Genomic DNA, 16,213 nt, shown 5'->3' with positions numbered 1-16,213 from the left:
CATTAGTTATATCAGGTAGATAAGTCATGCCCACTCATCAAATTGCTGTGTTTAGTGCTAAGTCATACGATGAACGCTTTTTATTGCAAGCGTCAGTGCCTGCGATTCAATTCATTTGTCATGAGGTCACACTGAATCCATCCACCGCGGTGATGGCAGAGGGCTTTGAAATTGTCAGTGCCTTTGTTAATGATGATTTGAGTCGGGAAACATTAGGCACACTAGCAGAAGGTGGCACACGACTGATTGCCTTACGCTGTGCGGGTTATAATCAGGTCGATCTGAGCGCCGCGCATGAGTTGGGCATCAGCGTGGTTAACGTTCCGGCCTATTCGCCTTATGCTGTAGCTGAGCACACCATCGCTTTGATGTTGGCATTAAGTCGTAAAATTCCTCGTGCCTATAATCGTGTCCGTGATGGCAATTTCTCTCTGGATGGCTTACTCGGCTTTGATTTCTACCAAAAAAAGGTAGGGATAGTCGGTGGCGGGAAAATTGGTTTGTTAGTGGCGGAAAGAATGCGGGCGTTTGGGTGTGAGGTGATCGTTTATGAGCCTGTTAACTCGCAACACTGCGTAAAACAAGGATTTCAAACAGTTGATTTAAAAACACTTATTCAACAATCCGATATTATCAGTCTGCATTGCCCGTTAAACAGTGATACGCGTTACCTGGTTAATCATGACAGCATTGCCAGCATGAAACCGGGAGTGATGTTAATTAACACCAGTCGCGGAGCGTTAATGGATACCCGAGCGCTATTAGACGGACTGAAATCCAAACAAATCGGCTATCTCGGCATTGATGTCTATGAACAGGAAGGCAGTTTGTTTTTTGAAGATCATTCACTTGATATTATTCAGGATGATTTATTTCAACGTCTGTTAACCTTTCCAAATGTATTAGTGACCGGGCATCAGGCCTATTTCACCCAGGAAGCTGTTCAACATATTGCTGAAACCACAGTAAAAAATGTGCTGGCTTATCTTAATGGTGAACGTTTAAGTAATAGAGTGGGCATGTGACGGCAGTAACAACATTATTTGAGCGCATCGAAGCGGCGATGCCTGATTTTAAGGCGCGTCCACAACAGGTGCAAATGAGTGAGTTCATTGCTCAAGCCATGTCAAAACCACCGCAAAAACGGGTGGCTGTCGTCGAAGCACCGACTGGGGTGGGTAAAACGCTGGCTTATCTGACCGGCACTATTCAAACAGCCCTGCTACAAAAGAAAACACTGGTGATCAGTACTGCCACGGTCAACTTACAACAACAGCTTATTCAAAAGGATTTACCTCAGTTTTCAGCGACACTCGAAGAACCTATCCGTTTTGTTCAGGTAAAAGGGCGTCGTCGTTATGTCTGCCCCAGTAAGCTCAATCAGGTAGCTACCACACCGGAACAGCAGTCGCTCAATATTGATGTGGATGAAAAGTATCAACAGGTGCTGCATATGGCGCAAGCTAAGCAGTTACTGAGTGACTGGGACGAAGAACGCTGGGATGGCGATCGCGATAGTCGCCGTGACAAAATAGACGCCGAACTCTGGCATCAGATCTCCACAGATTCCGAAGGCTGTGCCGGGAAAAGCTGTTCCTTCTACTTACGTTGCCCATACTATAAGCTACGGCGGGAAATGACGGCAGCACAGGTGGTGGTCGCCAATCATGATCTGATACTGAGTGATGCAGACTTAGGTGGTGGTTTGGTATTACCGAACCCGGAAGAAATTCTTTTTGTGTTTGATGAAGCGCATAACCTGCCACGAAAAGCGCTGGATCATGCGGCTAAAGCATTAAATTTTATTCAGCTTTACCAAACCACAGAAACAGCGGACAGTGTACTGAAAAAGATACCGTCCACATTGTCATACAGACAACATGATTTTGGCTATATGCTGTCGGAACTAAGACGTGACCTACCGGCGGTAATGAGTCACTTGCAACAGATTGAAACCATTTTGCACAGTGATGGTGTTGTGCAGGACTTATTAGAAAAGCATATCAGTGAGCCACGTATTTTCTGGAATAGCCCGTTAGTCAATGCTCTATTAATCCCGTGCCAGGGGTTATTACAGCGCGCTAATTCGATTTATAAACACTATTCTGTAATGGCCAAATGGGTTAAGGAAGGGCTGGAAAAAACACAGCTTCCGAATAAAGTTGGGGAAGCCTTATTACCGCAAGTGGGTACGGTTCAGAATATTTTTGGCTACCTCATCGACTTTATGGCTTTGTTTCTAGAGCCTGACAAGGAGGATCGACCGCCTAATGTACGTTGGCTATCCGTAGAAACATTTGCAAAGCAGCAAACACTGGTTGTTCATGCCGGCCCAATGACGGCTGCGTATTTCCTGGATCGCAGTTTATGGTCAAGATCCTATGGTGTTGTTCTGACCTCAGCGACACTTCGTGGTTTGGGATTATTTCACCGTTTCAGATTGGATTGTGGTTTACATCGCTTTGATGAACAGCACTTTTTAGCCGTGCCTTCACCGTTTAACTATCAAAAGCAAGCCACACTACATATTCCGGATATGCGTTTCCTACCCAATGAGCAACAGCAGCAATGGCAGCAGGAAGTTGTTAAAAAACTCATCGATATTATTGACGTCACTGAAGCCACTTTAGTGTTATTTACCTCAAAGCTGGTAATGGAAGCGGTATACCGACAATGTCCTGCCGCGATTACGGCCATAACGATGGTGCAGGGTGACAACCTCTCTCCTAAAAATATGGTGCATCGTCATATTCGACAGATTGAGTCAGGCAAAGGCAGTATTATTTTCGGTTTGGATCGCTTCGCTGAAGGTGTGGATCTGCCGGGTCATTTATGTACCCATGTGGTGATTACAAAATTACCTTTTCCAGTATTCACCAGACCGATTGAACAGGCAAAACAAGAGTGGATTATTCGTAAAGGTGGCCAGCCTTTTACTGCGCTTTCCTTGCCCGCGGTTAGCGTAAAACTGATACAAGCGTGTGGCAGGTTGCTAAGAAAGGAAACGGACTCGGGAAGAATTACTATTCTTGATAAACGTTTATTAACAAAAGGTTATGGTAAACAATTGCTTGCCCATTTACCTGATTATCTGCTTGAGAAGTCATAATCGGCAACGCCACAGGTCACAACATCCTCGTTCAGCAGGAAGCGCTTCCTTAATCAAAAGGATTTAATGTAGCAGCGATTGGGAGGTTCTGCTGCATCTATTCCGTCTTCATTACTCTATTCTATTTCCTAAGCTAAATAGTCCCTGAGCTACTGATTTTTAATTTAACCTGAGGAAGGAATCTGACCATGAAAAAAACAACGTTTGCTGCGTTAACTGCATTGAGTCTTGTTGTTGCACCTGCATTTGCTGATATTGAAAACAGAACGTTTTCTGAGCAATTACAGTTACAAAAAACACAACTGCGTCCACATGCGTTTAACTTCTTTTCTGATCGCTACCTGCAAGTACAAGCGATGAAAAAACCGGTTACTTTAAGCTTTAAAGAGCAATTAGATAGCCAAAAAACATTACTGCGCAAGCAACAGTTTAATCCAATCAGTGATGCTTATTTACAGACGCATGCTCGTCAGTCATAAGCCTTATTAATAGGTTGAAATAAAAAACCCGGCTAAAGCCGGGTTTTTTTTATGCCTTATTCAGTGCGGCTAGTCACTTCTAATAAGTGATAACCAAACTGTGTTTTTACAGGTCCCTGAACGGTGTTAACGGGAGCAGAAAAAACCACTTTATCAAATTCAGGCACCATCATACCTGGGCCAAATTCGCCTAAGTCACCGCCTGAACGGCCAGATGGGCATGAAGAGTGTTCTTTAGCAATGTCAGCAAAATCGGCACCTTGTTCGATTTCACGTTTAAGTTCTAAACAGATTTCTTCACTATCTACCAGGATATGTCTTGCTGTTGCTTTAGCCATGTTCACTCTCTATTTTGATAAAAAGCGACAGTATATCAGTTTCAGGCAAACTTACGCAGACGACTCAGTAAGGCCTGAGCAGTGACTTCTGAGGACTGTGGGTTTTGTCCAGTGATTAATAAACCATCCTCACAGCAGAATGGGGCCCAGTCGTCCGCTTTATGATAATAACCACCAGCATTTTTTAATTCCTCTTCCAGTAAAAACGGGACGACATCGGTAAGGCCTACGGCGTCTTCTTCTGAGTTTGAGAAACCGGTTACCGACAGATTCTTAACAAGTGGTTCGTCGGTGAGTGTTTTTACATTGAGTAACACGGCTGGGGCATGGCAGACTGCTGCCACGGGTTTATCCTGGAAGATAAATTGTTGAATTAATTCAATCGACTTCTCTGACACACTGAGATCCCATAATGGGCCATGACCACCGGGATAAAACACCGCATCATAATCATCAGCACGGACAGTATCGAGAACCAATGTATTAGCCAGTTCAGCTTGTGCTTCTTTGTCTTGTTTAAAGCGTTTTGTTGATTCTGTCTGTGAATCTGGATCGTCACTTTTTGGATCTAATGGCGGTTGACCACCTTTAGGACTAGCCAAAGTAATATCAACGCCAGCGTCTTTGAATACATAATAGGGCGAGGCAAACTCTTCTAACCAAAAGCCGGTTTTTTTACCTGTATTTCCTAAACTATCGTGAGATGTCAAAATCATTAAAATTCGCATATTTCTCCCTTTTTTTGTCAGTATTGATGGGGCATGAATGGGTATCTACCACTAACATATGGCTAGCACCTTTCTGGAATTGATAATCAACAGGCTGCTGCTGCAGATTATAACCCCTTTGCGTTAATGCTTTGCTTATCAAGCCTAGATGAGGAGAGGGGGTATTGTCCAACCCAATCAACGGATACACTCTGACTTGTCTGGCGACTCGACACAACTCAAGCATGGCATGCAGGTGAAACTCAAGGTCAAAATGCTCGCTGTATAAAAACAAAAAGTGTGAGCATAAAGCTAAATCAAATTGCTTATCCTCAAAGGGCAGTTGAGGTAGTTGCGCATTAATATAAAACGACGGGCTTGTTGGTAGCGCATAATCGGCTAAAAATAACTGCATTGCCCTGATGCGCTGTTGATATAAATCATCAGCATCAGAGAAATCCTGCCAGATAAACTGATGTTGATGCTCACGGACCTGACCGATCACATCCGGCGCTACCTGTTCGATTCGCTGCCGGATCTGTTCAGCATTGAATTGATAGATAGGGTCTACTGATGTGACATTTGCACCTTTTTGTCTGGCTTCGACATTAAAACTCGCCGGTCCATCACCACAGCCTAAAATAGATTGTTGAAAGTCATCATCACTGAGCAGAAACATCCGTTGATATTCCAGCAGATTACGTCCCCACGGTACGACCTTATCTAATTTCATTCTTTACTTAATCAGTATGGTGTTTAGATTGCTGTTGATAACATGAGTTTCCATTCATTCTAATTGGTGAAGAAAACTGCAAATCCATCAACATTCTGGCGTTTATTCAGAGATAATCAGGGTAATATCTTCAAAGCCAATTTCATCTCCACCGACAATTTTTCTGCGCTTCCGTGTTTCCAGTTCGCCATTTACAGAAACCAGACCTTGCTCAATAAAGAGTTTGGCTTCAGCACCGCTGGCTGCGATACCTTCGAATTTAAGTACTTTATATAGCTCAACCGGTGTACTGGTGAGTTCGACTTCGATTGTTTGAGACATGATGAACTCTCATAAAAAAGACTCATGATAAAGCCTATCTGTGACAGTGTGATAACGATTTCTTAATAAAACATGTCAAAACTATTCAAGAGTGTGAATCAGGTCGCGCACTATTAATCTATCTTCTTTTATATTGTGCTAATTACACGGAGTGTTTATAGATGAAACTACTGGTTAATTTCATACAAATTCTGATTATCGGCGTCATCGTTTATCCCATTTATTATGTATGGGAAACACAGCATATTGATAATTTTTGCAGAGAAATTACACCAGGAATGTCTGATAAGAAACTGATTGAATTAGTTAAAGAGTATCATTTCACTTTAATTGGCTTTGATGAGAACGAGGCCGAAAAAGCTAAGTGGCTGGCACAAGTTAAAGCGAAATCATCGTTTTCAGATTATCGCTGTGAGATTGGTGGAATAGCGAATAAAGTGGCACATGCCAGCATAATGGAAGAAAAATAGACACCCTATCTGTTAGATAGAGTGTCTATTAATCATGTTATGCGCCGACGTAATTAATCAGAATACCTGCAGCGACAGCTGAGCCGATAACACCGGCGACATTCGGTCCCATCGCATGCATTAACAGGAAGTTATGTGGATCAGATTCTAAACCAAGCTTATTGGATACGCGTGCGGCCATAGGCACAGCTGATACGCCCGCAGAGCCAATCAGTGGGTTAATCGGTTCCTTGATCAATTTGTTCAGCACTTTAGCCATGATGACACCCGATGCCGTGCCGATAGCAAATGCCGCCATACCTAGTACCAAGATACCTAGCGTCTGCAAATCAAGGAATTTATCTGCACTCAGCTTTGAACCTACGGCTAAGCCTAAAAAGATGGTTACTGTATTAATCAGCGAATTCTGAGTGGTGTTGCTTAAACGATCTACCACAGCACACTCTTTCATTAAATTACCAAAACAGAACATACCGAGTAATGGTGCTGCATCAGGTAATAAAAACGCGACAAGGATAAGTAACACTAGCGGAAAGACAATTTTTTCTCGTTGTGAGACATGACGTTGTTGCACCATTTTGATTTTACGTTCTGATTCGGTAGTCAGTGCACGCATAATCGGTGGCTGAATTAATGGCACCAAAGCCATGTAGGAGTATGAGGCTACCGCAATGGCGCCGAGTAAATCCGGAGCGAGTTTACTGGCAACATAAATAGACGTTGGTCCATCTGCACCGCCGATAATGCCTATGGCGGCGGCATCAGCCAGACTAAAGTCAAAAATGCCAAAGTGAGCTAAAACAACGGCACCCATTAAGGTAGCAAAGATACCGAACTGGGCAGCAGCCCCCAGAAACAGTGTTTTAGGATTGGCTAACAGAGGACCAAAGTCTGTCATGGCGCCTACACCCATAAAGATGATGAGAGGAAAGGCGCCGCTTTCAATACCGACCGCATAGAAAATGTGCAGGATACCATTACCTTCGGCGAGACCAGCACCGGGAATATTGGCCAATACACCGCCAAAACCAATGGGCACCAACAGTAAAGGTTCGAAGTTTTTCTTGATAGCCAGATACAGCAATAACATGCCAATCAGAATCATGACACCTTGACCAGGTGTCATTTGGTTTATGCCTGTTACTTGCCAGAGATGAAGTAGTTTATCCATGAATTCCCCCAATTAAGCGATAGTTGCCAGCTGATCACCGACTTTGACGGAATCACCTTGTTTAACAGAAATGGACGACACGGTACCTGATTTAGAAGCCACGATTTGTGTTTCCATTTTCATGGCTTCCAGAATCAAAATAGTGTCACCTTCATTGACTTGCTGACCGACGCTGACCTCGACTTTCCAGATATTGCCGGATAAGGGGGCTTCAACAGGATCCCCTTCACCCATTGGGGCAGTTGCTGAACTTGAAGAGGATTCAACATGGCTGATATCACCACCTTCATTCACTTGAACAACATAGCTCTGACCATTGACTTTAATGGTATAGGTTTCTTGTTCCTGGCTTTGAGGACGAGAGGGGGATGATGGGGTGTTATCAATAACAGGAACAGGTTCAAATGCGTCTGGATTATGACGGTTTTTGAGGAATTTAAGCCCGATTTGTGGGAATAGCGCGTAGGTTAAAACATCATCAACGTGTTGTTCACCCTCGGCCAGAACAATTTTTTCCTCATCAGCGATAGCGAGAAGTTCGGTCGTGAGCTTTTCCATTTCTGCTTCAAGTAGGTCAGCAGGGCGGCAAGTGATGGGTTCAGCACCTTCAAGTACCCGGTCCTGAAGCTCTTTGTTATAAGGTGCGGGGGCTGCCCCGTATTCTCCTTTGAGAATACCTGCTGTTTCCGCAGCGATGGTTTTATAACGTTCACCGGTCAGAACATTGATGACGGCCTGGGTGCCGACAATTTGAGATGTAGGAGTGACCAGAGGAATAAAGCCCAAGTCTTCACGAACCCGTGGAATCTCTTTCAATACCTGATCCATCTTATCCAGTGCATTTTGTTCACGCAGCTGACTTTCCATATTGGTCAACATCCCGCCCGGTACCTGAGCAACCAAAATACGTGAATCTACACCACGCAGAGAACCTTCGAACTGGGCATATTTTTTTCTCACATCGCGGAAGTAGGCAGCTACTTCTTCGAGGAGTTCGATATTAAGACCTGTATCGCGATCCGTATCTTCAAAGATAGAGACAACTGATTCTGTTGCTGAGTGACCGTAGGTCATCGACATTGATGAAATAGCTGAATCGACATTATCAATACCGGCTTCCACGCATTTCATAATAGTGGCTGTCGACAAACCGGTGGTGGCGTGTGATTGCATGTGAATCGGGATATCAATGGTCTGCTTAAGGCTTTGAACTAATTCATAAGCTACATAAGGCTTAAGCAAACCAGCCATGTCTTTAATACATAAAGAGTGGGCACCCATGTCTTCAATACGTTTAGCCATGTCTAACCACAAATTCAGATCATGAACCGGGCTGATTGTATAGGCGATGGTACCTTGTGCGTGACGGTCATTTTCCAGCACGGCTTTGATTGCGGTTTCCAGATTGCGTGGATCATTCATCGCATCAAATACACGGAACACATCAACGCCATTGATCGCCGCTCTTTCAACAAATTTTCTGACTACGTCATCAGCATAGTGGCGATAGCCTAATAGATTCTGACCCCGTAACAGCATTTGCTGACGGGTATTCGGCATAGCGGCTTTAAGTGAGCGAATACGATGCCATGGATCTTCGCCCAGATAACGAATACAGGCATCAAAAGTGGCGCCGCCCCAACTTTCGACAGACCAAAAGCCAATTTGGTCAAGCTTGTCAGCGATGGGTAACATGTCATTTAATCTGAGTCGGGTGGCAAATAATGATTGATGAGCATCACGTAAAACGACATCCGTGATGCCCAGTGGTTTTTTAACTTCGGTCATATTCATGGCCTTAATTGATTGATTTGAAAAAGTCTTTAATGCGGTGATTTATTTATGGCGGGAACGAAATTTGTGCACTGCAGCAGAGAGCACAGTAATTAAGTTTTTATCATCATTAGCATGTTGAGACTGATTCATGGCCGGGCTGATGACAGCGGTAGGTGAAGAAATGCCTTCTTCAGGTAAGACACCTACATTTTTTTCGTAGCTGGTGATAATGCGTGACATGATGGATGTGACAAACACCAGTAATGTCAAAAATATAAATACGAACCCCATGCCGATAAGCATCAAGTTCAGACCTTCAGTCATTAAGTTTGAAGTAGTCATTATTATAATCTCTCTCCGTTGGTTTTCTTAGGTCATTAAATCAATGACTTACAAAAAAGCAGCCGGCAATTATACCATTGTTGCCCTATGAACGAATCACTGTGCCGAAACTCCTTAATTTTAAAAGAATAATGGAGAAAAAATCCCTTGTTGAAGTGACGTTAATCTATTCATTGTGCGTATGATATTTTCCTATCTGTTGAAACCCTGCCAAACTAATAGTCACGATAGCAAGCAATAACAAAGGACATCTATGACACCTGATGAGTCTGATTTCTGGTTTTTACCTTTGGGAGGAACCGGAGGAATAGGGATGAATCTCAATCTGTATGGCCATGATGGTCGATGGCTGATGGTTGATTGCGGGGTCACCTTCGAAGCCAAAACCGATATTGATGGTGAACCGATAGAAGGGGCTCGAGCAGAAGTACAAATGGCTGATCCACAATTTATTGTGGATCGCAGAGAGCAATTAGACGGCCTTATTATCACCCATGCCCACGAAGATCATATCGGGGCTGTGCCGTATTTATGGGAACGATTCCGTTGTCCGATTTACACAACGGCTTATACGGCTGAAATCTTACGCCGAAAACTGGCTGAGGCCGGATTAATAAAAAAAGTGAAAGTCCATATTGTTGAAGCGCATGCATCAAGACAAATAGGCGTATTCAATGTGCAGTGGATTCAGCTGACACACTCTATTCCCGATCCCTTTGCTTTATTGATTACAACCCCTGTTGGCAAAGTGTTTCACACCGCTGACTGGAAGCTGGATTCAGGCCCTGTGGTCGGTGAGGCGTATAGGGAAGAAGATTATTCCCGGTTGGGAAAACTGGGGATTGATGTGATGGTTTGTGATTCGACCAATGCTAATGTACCTGGCTGGTCAACTTCGGAGGCGTCTTTATACAAAGGCTTAAAACACCATGTAGAGCAGGCTAAAGGACGGGTTGTTATAACCTGTTTTGGCAGTAATATTGCCCGATTACGAACGGTGGCGGATATTGCTAAAGAAACAGGACGTCATTTAGGTCTGTTGGGACGTTCATTATTAAATACCCATGCAGCGGCAAAACGAGTCGGTTTGTGGAATGGCATTGATACCTTTGTTGATCCTCATCATTTAGGTTTTCTGCCGCGAGATACGGTTTTATTAGTCGCTACAGGCAGTCAGGGCGAACCGCGAACAGCACTGAACCGGCTGAGCCAGAACAGTTTTCGTGATATTGAGCTGGAAGCCGGTGATACCGTTATTTTCAGTTCTAAAGTCATTCCTGGAAATGAACTCCCGATTGAGGCATTAATTGAACGGCTAAAGGCAATGAATGTGGACGTGATTACCGTAGATAACAGTCGACTGGAAATTCATGCTTCAGGTCATCCGGCTATGGAAGAACTGAAGGCCATGTATCGTTGGGTTAAGCCTGCTTGCGCTATTCCTGTACACGGTGAGTTTCATCATCTCAGAGCGAATGCCAGACTGGCAAAATCAGTCGGGGTTCCTGAGCAACTCGAAGGCAAAAATGGTGACTTATATTATATAGCGCCTGTAAAAGGCATCCGACGTGATGCAGTAAAAACAGGGCGATTGGGTCTTGTTCAGGATAAATTGAAAAAATTGTTTTAATCACATTGTTATTAAATAGCGATAAGCTAACAAAATGATAGAAGAACTGAGACGGTTTATACGCCACCCAAGTAGCGTGCCTATCCAGGTTAAGCTAGGTGAGCAGCATCAACAACGTTCGCTCAAGGATGTGAGTAAAGGTGGCCTGTGTTTTTGTTCAGCTGAGCCTATAGCTGTCGGCACGCTGGTTGAGATCAATATCCTGGCCTGTAAGCCGGGATTTACGGCAAAAGGTATTATCAGTTGGTGTAAACCTGAAGGAAATCAGTACCTGGTAGGGGTTAACTTTCAGAGTAAAGCTATGACTTATGCACTCAGAATGGTTGAGCAGATTTGTTATATAGAAGATTACAGAAAACGTATTAGTGCTAACACCGGGCGTCAGTTAACCAGTGATCAAGCGGCGTTAGAATGGATTCAGAAATATGCGGCAGACTTCCCGAGATTAAACGAGTAAACCATGTCAGGCTTTTGCTTCAAAGCGTTGTGAGCGGCGATCGGATGAAACCCGACGTTCGATAAATGGTCTTTGATTTCGTTTTCTACGATCATAGCGTTGCCTACGATCACTATTGTTGGATGGTTTTGCTTCTTGAGCAGCAGGGCGAGCTGGTTCAACCTGTGATGGCGGGCTGATAGTTATCATCGTATTGTGATATAGCTTAGGTATCTCGTTCATTTTTCGCTGAAGATGAGTTATATAAACAAGCTATCGGATTGATTTTTCTAAGCTTTAGAATTTATTTTGTGTCAGCATATTCCATTAGAAACTGGCCGTTTTTAATACGGGGCTTATTGCTTAAGGGATATTGATAAAGATAGGCCCAGGCAAGCGATAGACTGACACCGGCAGCGTGTGGTTGGATAGTGATTAACTGACGTTGGTATTCATGTGGTTCAGGGAAAGATGAGGAACATTCTTCATAATCATCCAGTTGACTGAGCACCCAACTGGCATTGGATAGTTTATAGAGTTCGCCATAGACGATGTCGTCTTTGCTCTCAGAGAGAATGGCGCCCGGATAGTAGTCAATAAGGTAGAGTTGGCCCTGCATTGAGGCACGACAAATAAACTCACTATGTTTGGTAAGTAACTGCGCCATTGAATGATTGGTGTCTTTCATCAATGTGCCGTACACAAATAAATAGGTATTTTGTTCAGTCATTACTTTATTAATCTTTTTTATCTATATGATAAATATAACAAACTATAGGTTTTAAGTTGAGCGAAAAATTAAAGGTAGGCCTGGCATTAGGAAGTGGGGCAGCGCGTGGCTGGGCACACATTGGCATTATCAGACAGTTAGAAAAACTGGGTGTTACTCCCGATATTGTTACAGGTACCTCAATAGGTGCATTGGTTGGTGCAGCTTACGTAGCGAATAATATCGACAAATTGAATGATTGGGTACTGCGGTTGGATAAATTGAAAACTGCTCAGTATTTTGCGATTAATCGCTCACTACAAGGCTTCGTTAATAAAAACCGTTTACGCAGTTTTCTTAATGAATACGTGGTGGAACAGGATGTTGCCATCGAAGATGTACAAACGCGTTTTGCTACTGTGGCGACAGATTTATACAGTGGTCGTGAGATATGGAACACACGGGGCAATATAATGGATGCGGTCTGGTCATCCATGTCCTTACCTGGATTATTTCCAGCGATTAAACACAATAACCGTTGGCTAATAGATGGTGGCTTGGTCAATCCTGTCCCCGTCTCTTTATGCCGTGCTTTGGGCGCCGATGTGGTGATAGCTGTTAACCTCAACAGTGGCATCGTGGGTAAACATTTTAGAACGGATATTGATGATAGCGAGCCCGAAGCAATTCTCGATCACCCTACCAGTTGGACTGGTAAGGTCAGTCATATGGTGGCGGATTACACCAATAACTTATTTCCCAAACGACGTGAAGAAAAAGAAGAAGCACCTGCATTATTAGACGCCATTGCGGCATCGATTAATATTACGCAAGATCGTATCACCCGAAGTCGGATGGCGGGTGATCCACCAGAAATTATTTTAAACCCACGTCTCTCCCATATAGGGATTCTGGAGTTTTATCGTGCTGGTGAAGCCATAGAAGAGGGTATTGCCTGTGTCAAACGTCAGCAAACAGAGCTGGGTTATTATTTGCCAATCGATAAATGATTATCTGGCAGGACACTCCCAGTTTTTCAGTTTGGCAAAGTAGTCACGTAAGAAATCGATTAATATTCTGACTCGGTGAGATAAAAAACGTGTTTGAGAATAGATGGCATAAATCCCGACCTCTTTTTGAACCAAGGCATCATCCAGTATGGTAATGAGTTTGCCGGACTTGATTGCCGGGTAGGAAATAAAATCCGGCGTCAAGATTAAGCCTTTTCCAGTTATACAGACATCTCGCAGGTATTCGCCATTGTTTGATGAAAGCACGGTTGGTAAATTCACAGAAATGGCTTGGCCCTGATAATCTAGTAATGACCAACTGCTACTGACGTGGGAATAGTGCAGCTTCACATGACCGTAGAGAAGATCTTCTGTTTTTTCTGGTAAGCCATTTCGAGCAAAATAATCCGGGCTGCCACAGATTTGTAATCGTGTTGAAGCCAGTTTACGAGCGATTAGACTGGAGTCAGTTAAGTTCGATATACGAATGGCTAAATCTAAACCCTCAGCGACCAAATCTTGGTGTCTGTCGCTAAAGTCGATATCAAAAATGATTTCCGGATGGATCAGATTAAATTCACGTAAAGCCGGACTTAAATGCATCAAACCAAAACTAATGGGTGCAGTGAGCCTGATACGTCCAGACAGCGATGTTTGCTCATTACCTAAAGCATGTTCAACCTCATAAATATCATCAAGAATACGGACGCAATGCTGGTAGTAACTGCGACCGGCATCGGTGAGCGTTTGTTTACGCGTTGTTCTTTTTAGCAAGCTGATACCCAGCCGTCTTTCTAAATCTGTTAAACGTTTGCTGATAGCAGATTTGACCGTATTCATTTGCTCTGCAGCCTTTGTGATGCTGCCAGCTTCAACTACCCGCACAAAACACTGCATTTCTTCTAATTGACTCATGACTATTGTTCTCCATTTGGTAACAATAAGTTCATTAATACACTGTTTTATAAAAATATGGAAACGATAAACTGTGAACCATCAAGACAACACAACAAAAAGGAAAAACATGAACGCAGTAACAGGATTATCAACAGTCACAGGTCGTTTTTTACTGAGCTTGATGTTCATTTCAGCCGGCATTGGAAAACTCGGAGCAGGTTACGAAGCGACACAAGGCTATATGAGCATGATGGGAGTACCGACATCACTGTTGCCTTTGGTGATTGCAACAGAAATTTTAGGTGGTTTGGCGATTTTATTAGGTTTTAAAACGCGTATCGCTGCTTTTTTATTAGCTGGGTTTACCGTCATCGCAGCCGCCATCTTCCACAATAATTTTGCTGATCAAATGCAGAGCATTTTGTTTATGAAGGATTTAGCCATTGCCGGTGGTTTGTTGTTACTGGTGGCTAATGGTGCGGGTAATTTAGCTATCGACAATATTAAATAATGTTATCGAAAACAGGAGAATAAACATGAATAACACGATTTTACATATCAATAGTAGTGAACGTATTCAGGACTCTGTGACACGCCAGGTATCTGCTGAACTGGTCTCGCAACTACAAAAGCAGTCTGTGCTAGCTATTAAATCTCGTGATCTAGCGAAGGGTATTCCGTTTATTAACGAAGATTGGATCCATGCCAATTTTACCGATCCGGAGCAACGTACTGAGCAAAATAGACAGGCTTTAGCTACCTCGGACCAACTGGTAGAAGAATTACAAGCAGCCGAGATACTGGTCATTGCATCGCCTATCTATAACTTTAGCGTACCAGCCGTATTAAAAGCCTGGATCGATCAGGTGGCGAGAGCAAGAGTCACATTTCGTTACACTGAAAATGGCCCAGAAGGTTTATTGAAGGCGAAAAAAGCGTATCTGGTGATGGCTTCTGGCGGCGTGCCTCTGGGTAGTGAAGTCGATTACGCTTCTACTTACTTGAAGCAGGTCATGAATTTTCTTGGGATTCAGGATGTCACTGTGGTGGATGCAGGCGGTCTGATTCAAGAAACAGAAAAACTCACACAAAAAATTGCTGATATTGTCAGCTAATATCTATCAGGAGAATGTGATGACTCAGACGAGGGAATTAAGACAAATCATCAACGGAGACCGGGTCTCAGATGGTGCAGGTGTTCAGCTGACGCGTATTATCGGCTCACCACATCTCAATATGCTTGACCCTTTTCTGATGTTTGATGCCTTTGGTTCAGATAAGCCTCAGGACTATATTGCTGGCTTTCCTCCACATCCTCATCGTGGCTTTGAGACGGTGACCTATATGTTAGAAGGTCGTATGCGTCATGAGGACAGTGCTGGCAATGCGGGGGTAATTGAAACCGGCGGTGTGCAATGGATGACGGCGGGCAAAGGGATTATCCATTCGGAAATGCCAGAGCAGAAAGAGGGACGCTTAGCCGGGTTCCAGTTGTGGGTTAACCTACCGGCAAAAGAAAAGATGAGTGAACCCAAGTATCAGGAGTTTGATGCTGAACAGATTCCGGTAGCCAAATTGGATAATGGCACCGAAATCAAGGTCATTGCTGGTCAGACAGATAGTGGTGTGAGTGGTGTGATTAATAACCCGTTTGTTAATCCGCTTTACCTGCATGTGTTTTTACCTGCAGGTGTCACGTTTGAGCAGACAGTGAAGGAAACAGACAACACGTTTCTGTATCTGATGAAAGGTCAGCTACAGATCGGCGATAAACAGCGGCCACTTAACGCTGGACAACTTGCCGTATTGGAGACCGGATCAAAAGTCCGTGTCAACAGTGAACGTGATACGGAGTTTGTGCTCGTATCTGGACAGCCTTTGAAGGAACCTGTCGCCAGAGGCGGTCCATTTGTGATGAACACTCGCGAGCAGATTGAACAAGCCTTTGATGATTATCGTCAGGGTCGGTTCGCTTAAGTTTTGTTTGTTTGACTATGGAAAAGCCACTGATTTGTCAGTGGCTTTTTTGTTTAAGTATTTTTTAAGTTGCAGGGATTAATCTTGGCCAAAATTAATTTGGTCGAG

Annotated in this window: 20 protein-coding genes; 10 read left to right on the top strand and 10 right to left on the bottom strand. The window is 43.7% G+C overall.

What is annotated here, in order from left to right:
* Positions 1-26: 26 nt before the first annotated feature.
* The 3 genes from B2248_RS08235 (at position 27) to B2248_RS08225 (ending at position 3,588) form a co-directional block, all read left to right on the top strand.
* Positions 27-1,025, top strand: coding sequence for a 2-hydroxyacid dehydrogenase (locus tag B2248_RS08235; protein WP_273180601.1), 999 nt, complete (start codon positions 27-29; stop codon positions 1,023-1,025).
* Positions 1,022-3,109: an ATP-dependent DNA helicase DinG gene (gene dinG / locus B2248_RS08230; protein WP_273180599.1), complete on the top strand. Its 2,088-nt coding sequence runs from the start codon at positions 1,022-1,024 to the stop codon at positions 3,107-3,109. The genes B2248_RS08235 and dinG overlap by 4 nt, the downstream gene beginning before the upstream one ends.
* 188 nt (positions 3,110-3,297) lie before the next feature.
* Positions 3,298-3,588, top strand: coding sequence for a hypothetical protein (locus B2248_RS08225; RefSeq protein WP_007144929.1), 291 nt, complete (start codon positions 3,298-3,300; stop codon positions 3,586-3,588).
* Between the two features lie 56 nt (positions 3,589-3,644).
* Here the strand turns inward: B2248_RS08225 and B2248_RS08220 are convergent, their stop codons facing one another.
* From B2248_RS08220 to B2248_RS08205, 4 genes are all read right to left on the bottom strand, one after another.
* Entirely contained in the window at positions 3,645-3,926 is a 282-nt protein-coding gene (locus B2248_RS08220) for a peptidylprolyl isomerase (RefSeq protein WP_007144930.1), read from the bottom strand.
* A gap of 41 nt (positions 3,927-3,967) precedes the next feature.
* Entirely contained in the window at positions 3,968-4,654 is a 687-nt protein-coding gene (locus B2248_RS08215; RefSeq protein ID WP_273180596.1) for a type 1 glutamine amidotransferase domain-containing protein, read from the bottom strand.
* Entirely contained in the window at positions 4,620-5,366 is a 747-nt protein-coding gene (locus B2248_RS08210; RefSeq protein WP_273180595.1) for a class I SAM-dependent methyltransferase, read from the bottom strand. Before B2248_RS08210 ends, B2248_RS08215 begins: the two co-directional genes overlap by 35 nt.
* A gap of 102 nt (positions 5,367-5,468) precedes the next feature.
* Positions 5,469-5,687, bottom strand: a complete 219-nt coding sequence (locus tag B2248_RS08205) for an RNA-binding S4 domain-containing protein (protein WP_007144933.1) — start codon at positions 5,685-5,687, stop codon at positions 5,469-5,471.
* Positions 5,688-5,848: 161 nt separating this feature from the next.
* Here B2248_RS08205 and B2248_RS08200 point away from each other — a divergent pair, with 161 nt between their 5' ends.
* Positions 5,849-6,157 (top strand): hypothetical protein, encoded by a 309-nt coding sequence (locus B2248_RS08200; RefSeq protein ID WP_273180593.1) that lies wholly within the window; start codon positions 5,849-5,851, stop codon positions 6,155-6,157.
* Between the two features lie 37 nt (positions 6,158-6,194).
* On the opposite strand, the gene B2248_RS08195 is transcribed toward B2248_RS08200, so the two are convergent.
* The 3 genes from B2248_RS08195 to B2248_RS08185 are packed head-to-tail and all read right to left on the bottom strand — an operon-like array spanning position 6,195 to position 9,446.
* Positions 6,195-7,328, bottom strand: coding sequence for a sodium ion-translocating decarboxylase subunit beta (locus tag B2248_RS08195; RefSeq protein ID WP_007144935.1), 1,134 nt, complete (start codon positions 7,326-7,328; stop codon positions 6,195-6,197).
* 12 nt (positions 7,329-7,340) lie between these two features.
* Positions 7,341-9,116 carry a sodium-extruding oxaloacetate decarboxylase subunit alpha gene (oadA, locus tag B2248_RS08190; RefSeq protein WP_273180592.1) on the bottom strand — a complete coding sequence of 592 codons (1,776 nt, stop codon included), beginning with the start codon at positions 9,114-9,116 and terminating at the stop codon, positions 7,341-7,343.
* Positions 9,117-9,164: 48 nt separating this feature from the next.
* Positions 9,165-9,446 (bottom strand): OadG family protein, encoded by a 282-nt coding sequence (locus B2248_RS08185; protein WP_040576204.1) that lies wholly within the window; start codon positions 9,444-9,446, stop codon positions 9,165-9,167.
* A 253-nt stretch (positions 9,447-9,699) separates the two neighbouring features.
* Here B2248_RS08185 and B2248_RS08180 point away from each other — a divergent pair, with 253 nt between their 5' ends.
* Together B2248_RS08180 and B2248_RS08175 are read left to right on the top strand one after the other, a co-directional pair.
* Entirely contained in the window at positions 9,700-11,076 is a 1,377-nt protein-coding gene (locus B2248_RS08180) for a ribonuclease J (RefSeq protein ID WP_273180590.1), read from the top strand.
* A gap of 34 nt (positions 11,077-11,110) precedes the next feature.
* Positions 11,111-11,533, top strand: a complete 423-nt coding sequence (locus B2248_RS08175) for a PilZ domain-containing protein (RefSeq protein WP_273180589.1) — start codon at positions 11,111-11,113, stop codon at positions 11,531-11,533.
* A 6-nt stretch (positions 11,534-11,539) separates the two neighbouring features.
* Here B2248_RS08175 and B2248_RS08170 read toward each other — a convergent pair whose 3' ends face one another.
* Both B2248_RS08170 and B2248_RS08165 read right to left on the bottom strand, forming a co-directional pair.
* Positions 11,540-11,755: a hypothetical protein gene (locus B2248_RS08170; RefSeq protein WP_237701191.1), complete on the bottom strand. Its 216-nt coding sequence runs from the start codon at positions 11,753-11,755 to the stop codon at positions 11,540-11,542.
* A gap of 61 nt (positions 11,756-11,816) precedes the next feature.
* Positions 11,817-12,242: a gamma-glutamylcyclotransferase family protein gene (locus tag B2248_RS08165; protein ID WP_273180587.1), complete on the bottom strand. Its 426-nt coding sequence runs from the start codon at positions 12,240-12,242 to the stop codon at positions 11,817-11,819.
* A gap of 56 nt (positions 12,243-12,298) precedes the next feature.
* On the opposite strand from B2248_RS08165, the gene B2248_RS08160 reads away from it, so the two are divergent.
* Complete coding sequence (locus B2248_RS08160; protein WP_273180585.1) at positions 12,299-13,231, top strand: patatin-like phospholipase family protein; 933 nt, start codon at positions 12,299-12,301, stop codon at positions 13,229-13,231.
* On the opposite strand, the gene B2248_RS08155 is transcribed toward B2248_RS08160, so the two are convergent.
* Positions 13,232-14,146 carry a LysR family transcriptional regulator gene (locus tag B2248_RS08155; RefSeq protein ID WP_273180583.1) on the bottom strand — a complete coding sequence of 305 codons (915 nt, stop codon included), beginning with the start codon at positions 14,144-14,146 and terminating at the stop codon, positions 13,232-13,234.
* Positions 14,147-14,255: 109 nt separating this feature from the next.
* Here B2248_RS08155 and B2248_RS08150 point away from each other — a divergent pair, with 109 nt between their 5' ends.
* From B2248_RS08150 to B2248_RS08140, 3 genes are read left to right on the top strand one after another with little or no spacing between them, the layout of a single operon-like run.
* Positions 14,256-14,639 (top strand): DoxX family protein, encoded by a 384-nt coding sequence (locus B2248_RS08150; RefSeq protein WP_273180581.1) that lies wholly within the window; start codon positions 14,256-14,258, stop codon positions 14,637-14,639.
* A gap of 25 nt (positions 14,640-14,664) precedes the next feature.
* Positions 14,665-15,243 carry an FMN-dependent NADH-azoreductase gene (locus B2248_RS08145; RefSeq protein ID WP_273180580.1) on the top strand — a complete coding sequence of 193 codons (579 nt, stop codon included), beginning with the start codon at positions 14,665-14,667 and terminating at the stop codon, positions 15,241-15,243.
* Positions 15,244-15,262: 19 nt separating this feature from the next.
* Positions 15,263-16,105, top strand: a complete 843-nt coding sequence (locus tag B2248_RS08140) for a pirin family protein (protein WP_273180578.1) — start codon at positions 15,263-15,265, stop codon at positions 16,103-16,105.
* The last annotated feature ends 108 nt before the right edge of the window (positions 16,106-16,213 follow it).

The organism is Methylophaga sp. UBA2012 (genome assembly GCF_002335235.1).
GTDB lineage: Bacteria > Pseudomonadota > Gammaproteobacteria > Nitrosococcales > Methylophagaceae > Methylophaga > Methylophaga thalassica.
The sequence above is the reverse complement of the archived record's forward strand: the minus strand, read 5'-3'. Positions and strand labels throughout refer to the sequence as shown.